17 protein-coding genes and 1 tRNA gene are annotated in these 14,705 nt (G+C 66.4%); 8 read left to right on the top strand and 10 right to left on the bottom strand.

Annotation, left to right across the window (positions count from 1 at the left end; genetic code table 11):
- The first annotated feature begins 339 nt into the window (after positions 1 to 339).
- From Q0K15_RS08105 to Q0K15_RS08115, 3 genes are all read left to right on the top strand, one after another.
- A complete protein-coding gene (locus Q0K15_RS08105) occupies positions 340 to 1,590 on the top strand; it encodes a homocysteine S-methyltransferase family protein (protein ID WP_294515066.1) in 1,251 nt (416 codons plus the stop codon).
- Between the two features lie 12 nt (positions 1,591 to 1,602).
- Complete coding sequence (locus Q0K15_RS08110; RefSeq protein WP_294515101.1) at positions 1,603 to 1,863, top strand: helix-turn-helix domain-containing protein; 261 nt, start codon at positions 1,603 to 1,605, stop codon at positions 1,861 to 1,863.
- Between the two features lie 139 nt (positions 1,864 to 2,002).
- Positions 2,003 to 2,143: a hypothetical protein gene (locus Q0K15_RS08115; RefSeq protein ID WP_294515068.1), complete on the top strand. Its 141-nt coding sequence runs from the start codon at positions 2,003 to 2,005 to the stop codon at positions 2,141 to 2,143.
- A gap of 109 nt (positions 2,144 to 2,252) precedes the next feature.
- Here the strand turns inward: Q0K15_RS08115 and Q0K15_RS08120 are convergent.
- From Q0K15_RS08120 to Q0K15_RS08130, 3 genes are all read right to left on the bottom strand, one after another.
- Positions 2,253 to 2,339 (bottom strand) — tRNA-Leu (locus Q0K15_RS08120).
- 70 nt (positions 2,340 to 2,409) lie between these two features.
- Positions 2,410 to 3,414: an XdhC/CoxI family protein gene (locus Q0K15_RS08125; protein WP_294515070.1), complete on the bottom strand. Its 1,005-nt coding sequence runs from the start codon at positions 3,412 to 3,414 to the stop codon at positions 2,410 to 2,412.
- 2 nt (positions 3,415 to 3,416) lie between these two features.
- Positions 3,417 to 3,779 (bottom strand): LysR family transcriptional regulator, encoded by a 363-nt coding sequence (locus Q0K15_RS08130; RefSeq protein ID WP_294515072.1) that lies wholly within the window; start codon positions 3,777 to 3,779, stop codon positions 3,417 to 3,419.
- Between the two features lie 249 nt (positions 3,780 to 4,028).
- Here Q0K15_RS08130 and yqeC point away from each other — a divergent pair, with 249 nt between their 5' ends.
- From yqeC to yedF, 5 genes are read left to right on the top strand one after another with little or no spacing between them, the layout of a single operon-like run.
- Positions 4,029 to 4,766, top strand: coding sequence for a selenium cofactor biosynthesis protein YqeC (gene yqeC / locus Q0K15_RS08135; RefSeq protein WP_294515074.1), 738 nt, complete (start codon positions 4,029 to 4,031; stop codon positions 4,764 to 4,766).
- Positions 4,760 to 5,578 carry a selenium-dependent molybdenum cofactor biosynthesis protein YqeB gene (yqeB, locus tag Q0K15_RS08140; protein WP_294515076.1) on the top strand — a complete coding sequence of 273 codons (819 nt, stop codon included), beginning with the start codon at positions 4,760 to 4,762 and terminating at the stop codon, positions 5,576 to 5,578. Before yqeC ends, yqeB begins: the two co-directional genes overlap by 7 nt.
- Entirely contained in the window at positions 5,557 to 6,600 is a 1,044-nt protein-coding gene (selD, locus tag Q0K15_RS08145; RefSeq protein ID WP_294515078.1) for a selenide, water dikinase SelD, read from the top strand. Before yqeB ends, selD begins: the two co-directional genes overlap by 22 nt.
- Complete coding sequence (locus Q0K15_RS08150) at positions 6,597 to 6,893, top strand: DUF3343 domain-containing protein (protein ID WP_294515080.1); 297 nt, start codon at positions 6,597 to 6,599, stop codon at positions 6,891 to 6,893. Before selD ends, Q0K15_RS08150 begins: the two co-directional genes overlap by 4 nt.
- Complete coding sequence (yedF, locus tag Q0K15_RS08155; RefSeq protein ID WP_294515082.1) at positions 6,877 to 7,476, top strand: sulfurtransferase-like selenium metabolism protein YedF; 600 nt, start codon at positions 6,877 to 6,879, stop codon at positions 7,474 to 7,476. Before Q0K15_RS08150 ends, yedF begins: the two co-directional genes overlap by 17 nt.
- A gap of 45 nt (positions 7,477 to 7,521) precedes the next feature.
- On the opposite strand, the gene Q0K15_RS08160 is transcribed toward yedF, so the two are convergent.
- The 7 genes from Q0K15_RS08160 to sdaAB all read right to left on the bottom strand — a co-directional run bounded on the left by Q0K15_RS08160 (position 7,522) and on the right by sdaAB (position 14,592).
- Positions 7,522 to 8,703 (bottom strand): MFS transporter, encoded by a 1,182-nt coding sequence (locus Q0K15_RS08160; RefSeq protein ID WP_294515084.1) that lies wholly within the window; start codon positions 8,701 to 8,703, stop codon positions 7,522 to 7,524.
- A gap of 26 nt (positions 8,704 to 8,729) precedes the next feature.
- A complete protein-coding gene (locus Q0K15_RS08165) occupies positions 8,730 to 10,082 on the bottom strand; it encodes a hypothetical protein (protein WP_294515087.1) in 1,353 nt (450 codons plus the stop codon).
- A gap of 19 nt (positions 10,083 to 10,101) precedes the next feature.
- Complete coding sequence (locus tag Q0K15_RS08170; protein ID WP_294515089.1) at positions 10,102 to 11,523, bottom strand: MBOAT family O-acyltransferase; 1,422 nt, start codon at positions 11,521 to 11,523, stop codon at positions 10,102 to 10,104.
- 26 nt (positions 11,524 to 11,549) lie between these two features.
- On the bottom strand, positions 11,550 to 12,629 hold the full coding sequence (locus tag Q0K15_RS08175; RefSeq protein WP_294515092.1) for an acyltransferase family protein: 1,080 nt from the start codon (positions 12,627 to 12,629) through the stop codon (positions 11,550 to 11,552).
- Between the two features lie 4 nt (positions 12,630 to 12,633).
- A complete protein-coding gene (locus Q0K15_RS08180; RefSeq protein WP_294515094.1) occupies positions 12,634 to 13,002 on the bottom strand; it encodes a VOC family protein in 369 nt (122 codons plus the stop codon).
- A gap of 62 nt (positions 13,003 to 13,064) precedes the next feature.
- Complete coding sequence (gene sdaAA / locus Q0K15_RS08185; RefSeq protein ID WP_294515096.1) at positions 13,065 to 13,922, bottom strand: L-serine ammonia-lyase, iron-sulfur-dependent, subunit alpha; 858 nt, start codon at positions 13,920 to 13,922, stop codon at positions 13,065 to 13,067.
- A 1-nt stretch (position 13,923) separates the two neighbouring features.
- Positions 13,924 to 14,592 (bottom strand): L-serine ammonia-lyase, iron-sulfur-dependent subunit beta, encoded by a 669-nt coding sequence (sdaAB, locus tag Q0K15_RS08190; RefSeq protein WP_294515098.1) that lies wholly within the window; start codon positions 14,590 to 14,592, stop codon positions 13,924 to 13,926.
- Positions 14,593 to 14,705: the final 113 nt, after the last annotated feature.

A 14,705-nucleotide genomic window follows, 5' to 3' on the forward strand; every position in this document is an offset into this window, starting at 1 on the left:
TGTTTTTTCCGGGGACTCGGGCCGCCTCCGGGCAGCATAGCTGCCCGGCCTACGCTAAAAATGTGCCACCGGCACATTTTCTTTACGCTGCGGCCTCGGAAAAAACACTGCTCAGGCCGCAAGTGTGGCCTTTGGCCGTTCCGGCCAAAGGATGCGCGCGGCGGCCTGTACTCCCTTCGAGCACGTGCAGGCACGTGCGAGAGAGCCTGCCGGCGCCATCGGCAGGCTCAGAGCGCCCCGGCCAACGGCCGGGGCGCTTGTTTTTCAGGAGTGGTTATGGTATACTGTGAGCCAACCAAGGCCGCTCCGGCGGCCAACATTGAGGAGGAACTGCAATTTATGGAGCCCATACCCTTGTCCCTGCCCTTCCTGATGGACGGCGCCACCGGCACCGAGCTGCAAAAGCGGGGCATGCCCGTGGGGGCCTGCACCGAGCAGTGGGCCCTGGAGCACCCGGAGGCTCTGCTGGAGCTCCAGCGGGCCTATGTACACGCCGGCGCCACGGTGCTGGTCACCCCCACCCTGGGCTGCAATGAGGGCACCCTGGAGGCCTTCGGGCTGGCCGGGCAGATGGAGGACTACAACCGCCGTCTGGTGGCCCTCACCCGCCAGGCGGCGGAGGGGAAGGCCCTGGTGGCCGGCGATCTGGGTCCCACGGGCAAGGCCATCCCGCCCTACGGCGAGACCCCCTTTGAGGAGCTGGTGGACCTGTACGCCCGGCAGGCGGCGGTGCTGCTGTCGGCGGGGGTGGACCTCTTCCTGGTGGAGAGCGTCACGGCCATGGCGGAGGCACGGGCGGCGGTGCTGGGCATCCGGAAGGTCGGCGGCGGGGAGAAGCCCATCCTGGTGACCTGCTACTGCGACGATGAGGGGCGGACCCCCACCGGCACCGACGTGCTGGCCTGCGCCATCGTCATGCAGGGCATGGGGGTGACCGCCTTCGGCCTCAACTGCGTGGACCCGGCGGTGGCCGAGGAGCAGCTCACCCGGCTCCACCTCTATACAGATATACCCCTCATCGCTGAGCCCTGTGCTGGGGAGCCGACGGAAGGACCGGATGGGCAGTTCACCTACCCCGACAACGCAGAGGACTTTGCCAAGCGCGTGCCCAGCTGGGCGGCGGCGGGGGTGCGGATCTTCGGCGGCTGCTGCGGCACTCACCCCGGACACATCGCGGCCATCCACAGGGCCATGGACGGCATCGATTTCTCCGCCTTCGCCCCGGTGGTGAAGGACCCCGACGTCATCCCCTGCGCCAGCGAGAAGGAGGCCCGCTTCATTACCCCCGATGTGGACGTGGGGGAGACCATCGAGTGTGGGCCAGACCTGATGGAGGACATCCTGGAGGCGGAGGAGGTGCGTCCGGTGGGCGCCCTGCGCATCGCCATTCTGGAGGAGGATGACGTGGCCATCTTTGCCGAGGAGCAGTACGCCATCAAGGACGCCCTGTGCCTTTGGTCCGACGTGCCGGATCTGATGGAGGCGGCCCTTCGGGTCTACCAGGGCCGGGCCTTCTACGACGGCACCGCCGAACTGGAGCCCGAAGTGCTGGAGCGGCTGAGCCGGGAGTACGGCCTTATCTTGCTGTGACAGACTCAGGCGCTGGAGCGCTACGAGCGGGGGCTGCTCCGACAGGCCATGAGCCAGATGGGTTCCATCTCGGGGAAGGCCCGTCTGCTGGGGATCTCCCGCCGGAACCTGAAGGACAAGCTGCAAAATTTTTTGCGGGGTTTATCGCATAAAACGGGCCGTCAAGGTTCCACTCGTCGGGGGTGTCAAACAGGCAAAACCGGTGATGAGAGGGCCTTGACGGTCTTTTGCTGTCAAGATACACGATTAGGCACCGGACTTGCTTCCATATAAACTGTAAAACTTGCGAAGGGCGGAAAGGTCGAGGTTTTTGAAACGACTTTGGTACAACGGACAGGTTGTCTCCATGGACAGCCGGATGAGCCGCTGGGAGGCGGTGGGGACCGAAACATCGGATGGCTGAAAGGCCCTGATGTCCTGTTTTCCCTTCTCCCGTCTGGGCTTTACCTGGGTGGTCCCCACGCTGATCGGTATGATCGTGAGCGCGGTGATCTACCGGGGCTGTCCCAAGTTTCAGCCCGCCGAGGCTGGGGAGGAGGCCGCACAGTCCTGAGCATTACCCTGTGGTAGTGCGACGAAAAAAGAACGCCGCCGGCAGTGCCGGCGGCGTTCTCGTGTTTGAAATAAAAAACATGACCGCAAAGCAAAGCTTTACGGTCATGTGGTGCGCGAGGCGGGAGTCGAACCCGCACGCCCTTGCGAGCACTGGCACCTGAAGCCAGCGAGTCTACCAATTCCACCACTCGCGCAAGTGGCTCGGCGTTTCGCATTCGGTGTTGCTCAACGCAAGAAGTATATTACCATAGCCACCGAGAGATGTCAACAGTTTTTTTCAGATTTTTTCGACAAAGTGGGAGACAGCGCTCCCGAGGCCCGGAGCTGCACCAGCTGGGCGGCCACACTCAGGGCGATCTCCGCCGGGGTCTCGCCCCCCAGGGGGAGTCCCACCGGCAGGACGATGCGGTCCAGGTCGGCCTGGGAGAACCCCTCGGCGGCCAGGGCAGAGCGGAGGAAGGCCCCCTTCTTCCGGCTGCCCAGCACTCCAAGGAAGGCGGGCTCCGCCGGTAGAATGGCCCGAAGGAGGATGAGGTCCAGGCTGTGGCTCCGGCTCATGAGGAGGGCGCAGTCCTCCGGGCCGGGCAGGTCGTCGGGGGAGAGGTACTCCAGATCCCGGCAGCGGACCTCCTCCGCGCCGGGAAAGCGCTCTGCCCGTGCGAAGTCCGGCCGGTCGTCCAGCACGGTACAGGCAAAGCCCATCCGGGCCAGCAGGGAGGCGGTCTCCACCGCCACGTGGCCGGCGCCGTAGAGAAAGACATGGCAGGGCCGGCGCAGCTCCAGCCAGAAGGCGGGCTCGCCGTGGGGGCCAGGGAACAGCCCCGCCGCGCCGCTCGCTCCCTCCGGCCGACGAGCCAGGAGCCGGGGAGGACCGGAGGACTCCCACAGCAGACAGCCCAGCGCCCTGGTGGCCAGGCGGTCTGCCGCCTCTTCCAGGGCGGTCAGCAGAACGTCGTCCCCGGCGCGGAGGGCCTGGAGCCACAGGGTCACGTCGGCGCTTTGGCGGTCCCGGGGGATGAGGCCGTCGTGCTCCATGGAGAAGGAGACCGGACCGCCGCCGCCCCGGGACAACTGCTCCAGGGCCAGTTCCCGGACCCGGGCCTCCAGCAGGCCGCCGCCCACGGTGCCCAGGGTGGGGCCGCCCGGCTCCGCCAGCAGCAGGGCCCCCGGCCCGCGGGGGGCCGAGCCCGTCCGCTCCGCCACTCCGGCCAGAGCTAGGCTCCGCCCCTGGGCCAGCCGATGGACAGCCTCCCGCAGCAGCTCTTCCATGCTCACTCCACCATAGCCAGCTGGGGCAGCAGCTCCAAGAGGAGGCGGGCCCCCTCCTCGTTCATCCGCTGCTCCAGTTCCCGGTAGCCCGCCAGAAGGTCCCGTCCCAGCGGCGTAAGCCGGGAGCCGCCCCCCCGCCGTCCGCCGGCCTCCCGCTCCAACAGGGGAAAACCCAGGGCCTGCTCACAGGCGCGCAGACTGGTCCACGCCTTGGAATAGGCCATGTCGGCCTCCGCAGCTGCGGCCCGGAGGGAGCCCAATCGGTCGGTGGCCTCCAGAAGGGCGGCGGGGCCAGGTCCGAAGCATTTCTCACCGCCGAAAAAGAGCCTGATGGACATTCGGACCTCCAGTGCCAGTTCTTCCATGGAATCGCCGCCTTTCGTGTTTTGTTATCTGCATTATAGCGGTTTGACTTACAGGATGCAATATGCTATTCTAAGGATAACGGTGCAAGATTTATGGGAATGTATTGTATAAACTAAAAATAGAACCGGTGATTTTTGAAAAAAGATGCGTTGCGCATCTGGGAACCAAAGGCCGGAAGGCGCCGCTGCCCGGCCTTTGGTTTTGTTCCCTTTGCATTATTCTGAAAAAAATATAACGGAGGGATGGCTATGGAGCTCCTGGAGGCCCTGGCGCTGCCGGCGGAGGGCTGGACCTGCCTGGTGGGGGGCGGGGGCAAGAGCAGCCTCATGCTGCGGCTGATGGGGGAGCGGGCTGGACGGGGCCTACCCGCCCTGGCCGCCACCACCACCCACATCGGCGTGGAGCAGGGCCGGGCTGCCGGACCCCTGGTGGGGACCCTGGAGAAGCTGGAGGCGGCCCGGAGGGCCGGACTCACTGCCTGCGCCGCCGGAACCGAGCCGGAGACGGGCAAGCTGACCGCCCCGCCTCCGGAGGTGCTGGACCGGGGATTGTCCCTTTTTGGCTTCGGGGTGGTCGAGGCCGACGGGTCCAAACGCCTGCCCATGAAGGCTCCGGCGGACCACGAGCCCTGTCTCATCCCTGGCTGTGCCGCCGTGGTGGCGGTGGCGGGGCTGTCCGCCCTGGGACGGCCCCTGGGGGAGACCTGCCACCGGTCCCATCTGGCCTGCGCCCTGCTGGGGGTGGGCCCGGAGACCGCTGTCACCCCTGCCCTGCTGGCCCGGCTCCTCACCCACGAGGCGGGGCAGTTCAAGGGGGTGGGGGACCCGAAGAAGTTCCGGGTCCTCCTCAACCAGGCCGACGGGCCGGAAGAGCTGGCCCTGGCCCGGGAGACCGCCCGGGATATTCAGATCTGGCTGCCGGGCACCCGGGTGGTGGCCGCCGCCCTCCGGGAGAAGGAATGTGTCAAAGAGGTGTTTGTATGCTGATTGTCGTAAAGGGAGCGGGGGACCTGGCCACGGGGGTTGCCTGCCGGCTGTTCCGGGCGGGGTGTTCCGTGGTGATGACCGAGACCGTGCAGCCCACCACCGTGCGCTGCACCGTGGCCTTCTCCCAGGCGGTGTACCGGGGGTCGGCGGAGGTGGAGGGCATCACCGCCGTGCTGGTCGGTTCTGCCGATGAGGCCCTGGACTGTGTCCGGTCAGGTAAGGTGGCGGTGCTGGTGGACCCGGAGGGGGCCTGTGTCCCCGTCCTGAAGCCCGACGGGGTGGTGGACGCCATCCTGGCCAAGAAGAACCTGGGCACCGCCCTCACAGACGCCCCCTCCGTGGTGGGGGTGGGCCCCGGTTTCACCCCCGGGGTGGACTGCCATGCCGCCGTGGAGACCCAGCGGGGCCACGATCTGGGCCGGGTGCTGTGGGACCGCTCCCCGGCGCCCAACACCGGCGTCCCCGGCGACATCGACGGCTATACCATCGAGCGGCTCCTCCGTGCCCCGGCGGAGGGGAGCTTCGTCCCCCTGGCCGCCATCGGCGACAGGGTGCAGGCGGGTCAGACCGTGGGCCGGGTGGGGGACGCCCCCGTGAAGGCCCAGATCACCGGCGTGGTCCGGGGGCTGCTGCCGGAGGGCACGCCGGTCTTTGCCGGCATGAAGGCGGGGGACGTGGACCCCAGATGCCGCCGGGAGCACTGCTTCTCCGTCTCGGACAAGGCCCGGGCGGTGGGCGGCGGGGTGCTGGAGGCCCTCATGTGTCAATGGAGCAAGGGAGGAGAGATACAATGGCATCGGACATCCAACTGACCAAGCTGGCCGAGTGCGCCGGCTGCGGCGCCAAGGTGGGGGCGGGGGTCCTGGCCCAGCTGCTGGAGGGCCTGCCCACCCGCACCGACCCCAAGCTGCTGGTGGGCTACGACACCAGCGATGACGCCTCGGTGTACCAGCTCTCCGACGACCTGGCCCTGGTCCAGACGGTGGACTTCTTCCCACCCATCGTGGACGACCCCTACCTCTTTGGCCAGATCGCCGCGGCCAACGCCATCAGCGACGTGTACGCCATGGGGGGCGAGCCCAAGCTGGCCCTCAACGTCATGTGCGTCTCCCCCCAGATGGACCGGGAGGCCGTCCACGGCGTCCTCCGGGGGGGCTATGAGAAGGCCTACGAGGCGGGGACCATTATCACCGGTGGCCACACCATCCAGGACAAGGAGCCCAAGTACGGCCTGGCGGTGTCCGGCTTCGTGCACCCCGGGCGCATCCTCCGCAACGACCGGGCCCGGCCGGGGGACGTGCTGACCCTCACCAAGGCCCTGGGCATCGGCGTCACCACCACCGCCGCCAAGGCGGGGCTGGCCGACCCGGAGCTCTACCGCCAGGCGGTGGAGCAGATGCGCACCCTCAACAAGACTGCCCGGGACATCATGGTAAACTTCGATGTGGGCAGCTGCACCGACGTCACCGGCTTCGGCCTTCTGGGCCACAGTCTGGAGATGGCCCGGGGGGGCGGAGCCACGGTGGTCATCGAAAGCGGAAACATCCCCTTCCTGCCCGGGGTGCGGTCCTTGGCAGAGATGGGGCTTCTCCCCGAGGGCATGTACCGCAACCGCCACTTCGCCGAATCCTCCACCAAGGTGGAGGGGGAGGTGCCCCTGGCCATCCAGGACCTCCTCTATGACCCCCAGACCTCCGGTGGTCTTCTCATCGCGGTGGCGGAAAAGGACGCCCAGGCGCTCCTCTCCGCCCTGCGGGACCGCATCCCCTGCGCCGCCCAGGTGGGCTATGTGGAGGCCAGGCGGGAGGACTGCTCCATCGTGGTGAAGCCGTGAGGGAGACCTATCAGCTGCTGGCCTTTGACAGCACCCACGCCGCCATCGCGGCGGAGCGGGCTCTGAAAACCAGAATGCCGGTGACGGTGATGCCCACCCTGCGGCAGATCACTGCCGCCTGCGGCATTTCGCTCCGAATCGAGGACGGGGACGACCCGGCCCTGGACGGGGCGTTGAAGGACGGCCTGGTGCCGCCGGGGACGTACCGGCGCTACCGGGTGGAGGACGGTGTGCCCGTCCTGTGGAACGACGATACAGGAAAGGTGGAGAAGTGTGATGGCAGTGGAAATTGACGCCATGGGCAAGGCCTGCCCCATGCCGGTGGTCCTGGCCAAGCAGGCCCTGGACGGCGGCGAGAACGATGTGACGGTGGCGGTGGACAACCAGATCGCCGTGGAGAACCTGACCCGTCTGGCCGAGAGCCAGGGCATGACGGCGGTGAGCGCGCCCCGGGAGGGGGGCTTTGCCGTTCGAATCACCGGCGAGCGGAAGGCGGCTCCCGCCCCCGAGCCGGTGGCCTGCTGCCCCACGGCCCCCGGCGGCGCCACGGTGTTCATCGGCAAGGACTTCGTGGGCGACGGCAGCCGGGAGCTGGGAGAGAACCTGATGAAGATGTTCCTCTACACCCTGGCCCAGAGCGACACGCCCCCCGCCTGCCTTCTCTTCATGAACGGCGGCGTGAAGCTGCCCGCCGGGGAGGAGCCCCAGGTCATCGAGAGCCTGAAGAGCCTCCTGGACAAGGGCTGCGAGATCCTGGTGTGCGGCACCTGCCTCAACTACTTCGGCCTGACCGAGCAGCTGAAGGTAGGCACCGTCAGCAATATGTACGACATCGCGGGACGGCTTTTGACCGCGCCCCGTGTGGTCACGGTGTGACAAGACAAAAAATCGCCTCTCCCAATGGGAGAGGCGATTTCAGTTTTATGTAGCGGACCTTGTCATGCGCAGGGAGACCAGGGCCAGGAGGGCTGCGGCGGTACAGCAGGCCATGCAGAAGAGCAGCATGGCGTTGGGGCCGCCCAGGTCCAGGATGGACCCGGCGAAGAGGCTCCCCAGCACCCCGCCCAGGCCGTTGGAGGCCACCATCATCAGGGTCTGGCCCTTCACCTGGTCCTCGGCGGGCACGGAGTCGTTGACATAGTACACCGAGGTGGGGGTGAAGAGGCCGTAGCCCAGCATCTGGAGGGGCTGGGACAGGAGGACGGAGGGGAGGGAGGGAGAGAGGAAGAGGGCCAGGGCCTTGAAGAAGCAGAAGACCATGCTCAGCAGGAGGAGGCGGCCGCCCCCCAGGCGGCGGTAGAGCCGCTGGAAGAAGAAGGCGGTGGGCAGCTCGAAGCCGGCCATGATGAAGAGGGCCACCCCCAGATCTCCGGCGGTGCCGCCCCGGCTGGTGACCACGTTGACCAGGAAGTTGGACATGGGCAGGCACCCGGTGAGGCCGAAGAGGATGGCCAGCAGCATGAGGGCAAAGGCGGGGTTCTGCCGCAGGAGCCACAGGGCGGAGTGGGGGGCGGGGGGCGGTCCGGCGGTGCTCTCCTCCACCGGGCAGACGGGATAGGTGATGACCAGGACGATCTCCAGGGCGGTGAGGACGGCGTGGGTGATGAGGGTGGTCTCCACCCCCCAGGCGGTGACCTGCAATCCCAGGGCCACGCAGCACACGGCGTAGGCCAGAGAGCCCACCCCTCGGCCCAGGCTGTACCGGATGGGCACGCCCTTCTGGATGAACTGGATGGCCATGGCGTCCATCAGGGGGTAGGAGGTGATCTCAAAGCCGCCCATGAGGATGAGGACGGCCATGGTGCCCGCCATGCCCATGGGGCACAGGAGAAAGACTACCCCGGCGACAAGGCCCACCCCCAGGGCCAGGGAGACGATGAGCCGCAGGGGAATGCGGGGATGGCGGTCGGCGAAGGAGCCCAGGGCGGGCTGGCAGACGATGCCGGCCAGGCACCGGACGGCGATGAGGAGGCCGGTCTCGGCGTTGGTAAAGCCCCGGCTGGTGAGCAGGGCGGCCTGGTAGGCGCAGATGGCGGCAAACATGGCCCAGAAGCCGATCTGCATGGCCATATAGTGGTAGTCCAGACGGCGGACGGAGGGCATGGTGCATTACCTCACAGTCAAAGCGGTCAGTTTGTGCCCAGGGCCGGCTTTTCCGCCGCCGGCGGGTCCAGGGCGTACTGGGGCTGGGCGGTGTCGTTGGGGAAGAAGTCAAAGAGCTCGTCCAGGGCGGTGGAGCCGGCGGTGTACATGACGATGACCAGGTCGGGCTCCAGCCAGTCCACATAGGTGAGCAGATCGTCGTTGAAATACCGCAGGTCGATGGTGATGAGTTCCCCGCAGTCCAGGGCCAGGAAGGGGGTGATCACGCAGGCGTAGGAGTCCCGCAGGAGCATGATCCGGGGCCGGTCCGGGGCGAGCAGGTTGTAGATCCGGGCCATGGGGTAGTCCCCGCCGGCGTAGAGGGTATAGGGATTGCCGTTGAAGAAGTCCTTCTCCTCGATGCGCTCCGGGAAGAGGAGGGACTCCTCGAAGGGACCGGTGCGCTCCATGTCATAGATGGGAATGGAGTAGGTGAAGTCGGTGTCGAAGTTGGGCTTCCAGATCTCGATGTCGTCCACCCCGGCGTACAGGGAGCCCACCCGCTTGCCTTGACTGCCCAAAAAGTAGTCGGACAGATTGGTCCGGGTAAAGGCGGCGGGGTCGGTATTCTCCTCCGGGATGGTGAAGCCGTAGTCGGTCTCCAGCACCTGGGCCAGGGCCTGATGGGCGGTAAAGGCGGCCTCCGGCGTCCAGTGGTGGTCGGTGCGGAAGAAGAAGGAGGACCAGTCCCGGCCGGTGTCGGCCAGGGTCTTGCGCAGGTCCAGGGTAGCCACGTTATTCTCAGCCAGCACACCCAGGATCTGGTCGGCGTAGTCGTTGCCGTAATCGGTCACACCTGTGGGGAGACGGTCGTCATTTTCCTGGAGCTTCTGGGGGGCCTGGACGTAGAGGAGGGGGACCTCCCGCTCGGCCAGGGCCTGGGAGAGCCGCACCACCGCCCGGCCGTTGCCGGTGACGTCCTGGGGCTCGGCGTTTATGAAGGTGATGGTTCCGTCGGTGAGCTTCACCACCGAGTACTGGGGGTCCACGTCTTCCACCACCGTCCGATCGGAGAGGGCCTGGACGCCGCCATAGAGCTCAATGAAGAGGTGGCCCTTGTCCAGGGCGCTGTTGGCGGTGGCGTCGGCGGTGGAGAGGAAGTCCTGGAGCCGCTCAAAGGGGGGCTCCGTCTTGACGGGCACCGCCTCGCCCCCCTGGCCGGGGGAGGACCGGCCGTCCCCCAGGCCCGCCTGAGCCACATAGGAGGCGCTCCGGGTGGGAAGGCGTACCCCTTTACAGATTGGATCGGTGGGGGCCAGACCGGTGAGGAGCAATATGGAGCCGGCGGCCATGGCGCACAGAAAGAGGACGGCGCCGGTGTTGCTGTGTGAGGGGACCATGGGGCGCCCTCCTTTCGGGTCAGAAGTTGAAATAGATAAAGGGGTTGTAGGTCCCCTTTACCAAAAAGGCGGCGGCGGCCAGGAAGATGAGGAGGAGCCCCAGGCCGTACACCCCGTCCCACATGGGAAAGACGTGGCGGGCATATTGGCCGAAATAGGCCTCCACCTTCCGGGTGAGCCAGGGGGCGATGGGGAAGGAGAAGAAAACGGCGAGTAGAATCACAATCCAATATTGCTCCCAGTAGTAGGCTGCCTGGAGATCCGGCCCGCCGCCCTGGCCGAACATGGCCTGGAGGAAGGCGCCGCAGGCGGTGAGGGAGTCGGCCCGGAAGAGGACCCAGCCGAAGTTGACCATGAGGAAGGTCCAGCCCCAGCCCAGGACCTTGGGCCAGGAGGACACCTGACCGGTGGTCTTTTCAAAGACCAGCAGCAGGAAGTAGAAGAGCCCCCAGCAAATAAAGGTCCAGTTGGCGCCGTGCCACACCCCGGTGAGGAGCCACACCACAAAGAGGTTTCGCAGGGTCTTGCCCTTTCCATGGCGGCTGCCCCCCAGGGGGATGTAGACGTAGTCGCGGAACCAGGTGGACAGGGAGATGTGCCACCGCCGCCAGAACTCGGTCACCGAGCGGGAGACGTAGGGCCAGTTGAAGTTCTCCAAAAAGTGGAACCCAAACATGCGGCCCAGACCGATGGCCATGTCGGAGTAGCCGGAGAAGTCGTAGTAGATCTGGAGGGTGTAGCACAATGAGCCCAGCCAGGCGAAGGCGGTGGAGAGGCTGCCAGCGGGGGTGTCCCAGGCGGCGTCGGCCACCAGGGCCAGCTGGTTGGAGAGGAGGACCTTTTTGCCCAGGCCCACCAGGAAGCGGCAGCACCCGGCGGAGAAGTCGTCCCAGGTCTCCTTCCGGCCCTGGATCTCATCGGCCACGGTAGCGTACTTCACGATGGGGCCGGCGATGAGCTGGGGGAAGAGGGAGATATACAGCCCCAGGCCGAAGGGGCTGCGCTGGACCTGGGCGGTGCCCATGGCCACATCCAGCACGTAGCTCAGGGCCTGGAAGGTGAAGAAGGAGATGCCGATGGGCAGCTCGATGACGGGGATGGGGGTGTTGAGGCCAAGCAGGTTCAGGTTTTTCAGGGTGAAGGTGAGGTACTTGAACACAAAAAGGAGCCCCAGGTTGCACACACAGGCGGCGGTGACGGAGAGAAGGAGCCTTCTGTCCCGCCGCTTCCAGGTGTGCACCCAGAGGCCGAAGAGGTAGTTTGCGAAAATGGAGGCGATCATCACCAGGACGAACCAGGGCTCTCCCCAGGCGTAGAAGAGGAGAGAGGCGGCCAGGAGCAGGAGGTTCTGGGCCCGGCGCATCCCCCGGAAAACCACATAGTACCCCAGGAGCACCGCGGGGAGAAAGGCGAAGAGAAAGATGGAGCTGGAGAAGAGCATGGGCGGGACTCCTTTGTGTGAGGGTTTCAGGTGAGGTAGCGGCCCACCGCCGGCAGCTTGTGGAGGAGCCAGGAGAGGGCAAAGCTGGGGATAAAAATGACCAGGGTCAGGAGGGGCACCGCCACCGCCGCCGGAATGGGCGGGATGGCCAGACCGAAGTGGCGCAGGAGGGTGAGAAAGACCACATGGGAGAGGTAGACGCCGAAGCCGCAGGCGGCCATGGCGCTGACCTGCCCCTTCCGGGAGCGTTCGTCACTCACCCCCAGCACATAGCGGAAGAGGACGAAGACGGCCACCGCCATGGCAGCCACATTGGGGGTGAGGTAGCTGTACAGGGTGGTGTCCAACCCGCCGGAGCGGGCGGAGAGGAGGGCGGTCCCGCCCACCGTGGCCACGGCTCCGGCAATGCCCAGCAAGTAGATGAACCACTCGGCCACCCGGCCCAGAGTATAGGTCTTTAAGTAGTAGCCCGCCACAAAATAGCCCACGTAGGCAAGGGGCGGAAAGGCCAGGGTAAAATTGAGGTAGAAGCGGTTGGCATAGAGGGCGACGGTCTGACTCCCCCTGAGCCGGAGGAAGAGGGGGAGGAAGAGCATAAAGGAGGCATAAATCAGGAAGAACCAGTGGAGGTCCCCCCGGGAGGCGCCACGGATGAAGGACCGGAGGAGGGGCGTGAGCAGGTAGAGGCCCATCATCATGGTGAGGAACCACAGGTGGGTCTCGGTGTTGCCCAGCACCACGGCATAGAGGGCGTGGGGGAGGCTGTCCAGGCTCAGAACGCCATTGAGGAAATCATAGAGCAGGTGGTAGGCTATGCCCCAGAAGAAGAGGGCGGTGACCATCCGCAGAAAATAGCGGAAGAAGAGGGTGGGCAGGGAGAGGGACTTCTTTGGGTCCAGCAGGAACATGCCGCTGCACATGACAAAGACGGGGACGGCCCAACGGGTGAGGCTGTCCCAGGCGTTGAGGGCGTGCCAGTCTGCCGTCCCCACGGGGAGGGACTCCAGCCACCCCCCGGAGACATGGATGATGATGACGGCCAGCATGGCGGCCACCCGCATCAGATCGGCATAGACCAGCCGACCGCCTTCCTGTTTCCCTGCCATGTCCTCACCCCTTGTCCGGGACAACCTCGATCCAGTAGCCGTCCGGGTCCTCAATGAAGTAGATCCCCATAGCGGGATTTTCAAAGCAGATGCAGCCCATCTCCTGGTGTTTCTGGTGGGCGGCCTCCATATCGGGCACGGTGAAGGCCAGGTGGAACTCCCCCTCGCCCAGGTCGTAGGGCTGGGTACGGTCTTTGAGCCAGGTGAGCTCCAGCGTGAAGGCGGAGACCCCGTCCCCCAGGTAGACCAGCCGGAAGGAACCGTCACTGGCCTCCTTCTCACGGACGGGAGTCAGACCCAGCGCGTCCTTGTAGAAGGCAAGGCTCCGTTCCAGGTCCAGGACGTTAAAATTAAAGTGGTTAAAGGTGAACATGGTCGTAACTCCTTTGGCAAATATAGAAAAGTATAACATATGAGGGCGTTGCCGTGCAACGGTCAACGGCCCAACAGCTCCTCGGCGATGCGGCGGCCGGTGGGGGTGGCGGCCAGACCGCCGCCGCCGGTCTCCCGGAGGGAGGCGGGGAGGACGTCGCCCACGGCGCGCATGGCGTCGATGACCTCGTCGCAGGGGATGGGGCTCTCCACCCCGGCCAGAGCCAGCTCGGCGGCGGTGAGGGCGTTGACGGCGCCGATGACGTTTCGCTTGACGCAGGGGAGCTCCACCAGCCCGGCCACCGGGTCGCACACCAGGCCCATCAGGTTCTGGAGGGCGGTGGCGCAGGCCCGGGCCATCTGCTCCGGGGTGCCGCCCATCAGGGAGACCAGGGCGGCGGCGGCCATGGCGGAGGCCGAGCCCACCTCGGCCTGGCAGCCGCCCTCGGCCCCGGCGATGGAGGCCCGGGTGGCGATGACCTGTCCGAAGCCGGCGGCCACATAGAGGGACCGGACCATATCTTCATCGGAGAAGCGGTACTTCTCCTTCATAGGCAGCAGCACGGCGGGGAGGACGCCGCTGGCCCCGGCGGTGGGGGCGGCCACGATGCGGCCCATGCAGGCGTTGCACTCGCCCACCTTCAGGGCGGTGGCCATGACGGCGGTGAGCACCGGGCCGCACAGCCCGATCCGGGCCTGCTCCACCTTGGCCCCGTCGCCGCCGGTGAGGCCGCAGGCGGAGCGGCGCTCCGGGTCATAGCTGACCACGGACGCCTCCATGGCCCGCCAGAGCCCCGTCATCTTCTCCCAGGAGGCCTCCCACTCCACGCCCCGGTCGCTGAGGTCGTCCAGGAGAACGGCCTCCCACACCGGGACGGACTCCGATGCCCGGAGGAGGCTCTCCACAGAACCAAATGCCATTTCAATGTCCCCCTTCCATGTCCAGATAGGTCACCCGGACGATGCCCGTGGAGGAGCGCAGCTCCTCCACCGCCTCGTCCCAGATGGGCTGGTCACTCTCCAGTACCATGACGGCCAGTCCGCCCCGCTTGTCCCGGTAGAGCTGCATGGTGGCGATGTTCACCTGCCGCCGGGAGAGAATGGCGGAGACCTCGGCCACAGCGCCGGGCCGGTCCTGGTTGCGGATGATGAGAGTGGGGTAGTCGCCGGTGAAGGTGGCCTCCATGCCGTCAATGGCGTTGACCCGTACCCGGCCGCCGCCCAGGGAGGAGGCGTTGACCTCCATCTCCCGGCCCTGGGCATCCCGGACCCGGAGGAGGACGGTGTTGGGGTGAGCGCCCCGGAGGACGGCGGTGGAGATGCTCAGCTCCATGCCGGCCTCTTTGGCCAGGACGAAGGCCTGAGGGATGCGGGGGTCATCGGGGGCCATGTCCAGCAGCCCGGCCACCAGGGCCCGGTCGGTGCCGTGGCCCTTGCCGGTGGCGGCGAAGGAGCCGTGGAGGAGGAGCTGGGCGGAGACGGGCTGACTGCCCAGCAGGTGCCTGGTAATAAGGCCAATCCGCACGGCCCCAGCGGTGTGGGAGGACGACGGCCCCACCATAATGGGGCCCATAATGTCGAAAATGTTCATAGGGAAGCTCCTTGTTGAGAGTAAGAAAAGAGGTGAGTGGGGCCGTCGTCCGCGAGCGGAAGCGAGCCGCGCCGTCCGGTGCGCCCAAGCGTCCCGGGCTTGACCCGGGACCT

Source organism: uncultured Intestinimonas sp., from assembly GCF_944387245.1.
Taxonomy (GTDB): Bacteria; Bacillota; Clostridia; order Oscillospirales; family Oscillospiraceae; genus Intestinimonas.

Bases quoted from the DNA above. Each gene is read 5' to 3' on its own strand.
- Q0K15_RS08105 (WP_294515066.1), top strand. From the start codon at position 340: ATGGAGCCCATACCCTTGTCCCTGCCCTTCCTGATGGACGGCGCCACC.
- Q0K15_RS08115 (WP_294515068.1), top strand. From the start codon at position 2,003: ATGTCCTGTTTTCCCTTCTCCCGTCTGGGCTTTACCTGGGTGGTCCCC.
- Q0K15_RS08125 (WP_294515070.1), bottom strand. From the start codon at position 3,414: ATGGAAGAGCTGCTGCGGGAGGCTGTCCATCGGCTGGCCCAGGGGCGG.
- Q0K15_RS08130 (WP_294515072.1), bottom strand. From the start codon at position 3,779: ATGGAAGAACTGGCACTGGAGGTCCGAATGTCCATCAGGCTCTTTTTC.
- yqeC (WP_294515074.1), top strand. From the start codon at position 4,029: ATGGAGCTCCTGGAGGCCCTGGCGCTGCCGGCGGAGGGCTGGACCTGC.
- yqeB (WP_294515076.1), top strand. From the start codon at position 4,760: ATGCTGATTGTCGTAAAGGGAGCGGGGGACCTGGCCACGGGGGTTGCC.
- selD (WP_294515078.1), top strand. From the start codon at position 5,557: ATGGCATCGGACATCCAACTGACCAAGCTGGCCGAGTGCGCCGGCTGC.
- yedF (WP_294515082.1), top strand. From the start codon at position 6,877: ATGGCAGTGGAAATTGACGCCATGGGCAAGGCCTGCCCCATGCCGGTG.
- Q0K15_RS08160 (WP_294515084.1), bottom strand. From the start codon at position 8,703: ATGCCCTCCGTCCGCCGTCTGGACTACCACTATATGGCCATGCAGATC.
- Q0K15_RS08165 (WP_294515087.1), bottom strand. From the start codon at position 10,082: ATGGTCCCCTCACACAGCAACACCGGCGCCGTCCTCTTTCTGTGCGCC.
- Q0K15_RS08170 (WP_294515089.1), bottom strand. From the start codon at position 11,523: ATGCTCTTCTCCAGCTCCATCTTTCTCTTCGCCTTTCTCCCCGCGGTG.
- Q0K15_RS08175 (WP_294515092.1), bottom strand. From the start codon at position 12,629: ATGGCAGGGAAACAGGAAGGCGGTCGGCTGGTCTATGCCGATCTGATG.
- Q0K15_RS08180 (WP_294515094.1), bottom strand. From the start codon at position 13,002: ATGTTCACCTTTAACCACTTTAATTTTAACGTCCTGGACCTGGAACGG.
- sdaAA (WP_294515096.1), bottom strand. From the start codon at position 13,922: ATGGCATTTGGTTCTGTGGAGAGCCTCCTCCGGGCATCGGAGTCCGTC.
- sdaAB (WP_294515098.1), bottom strand. From the start codon at position 14,592: ATGAACATTTTCGACATTATGGGCCCCATTATGGTGGGGCCGTCGTCC.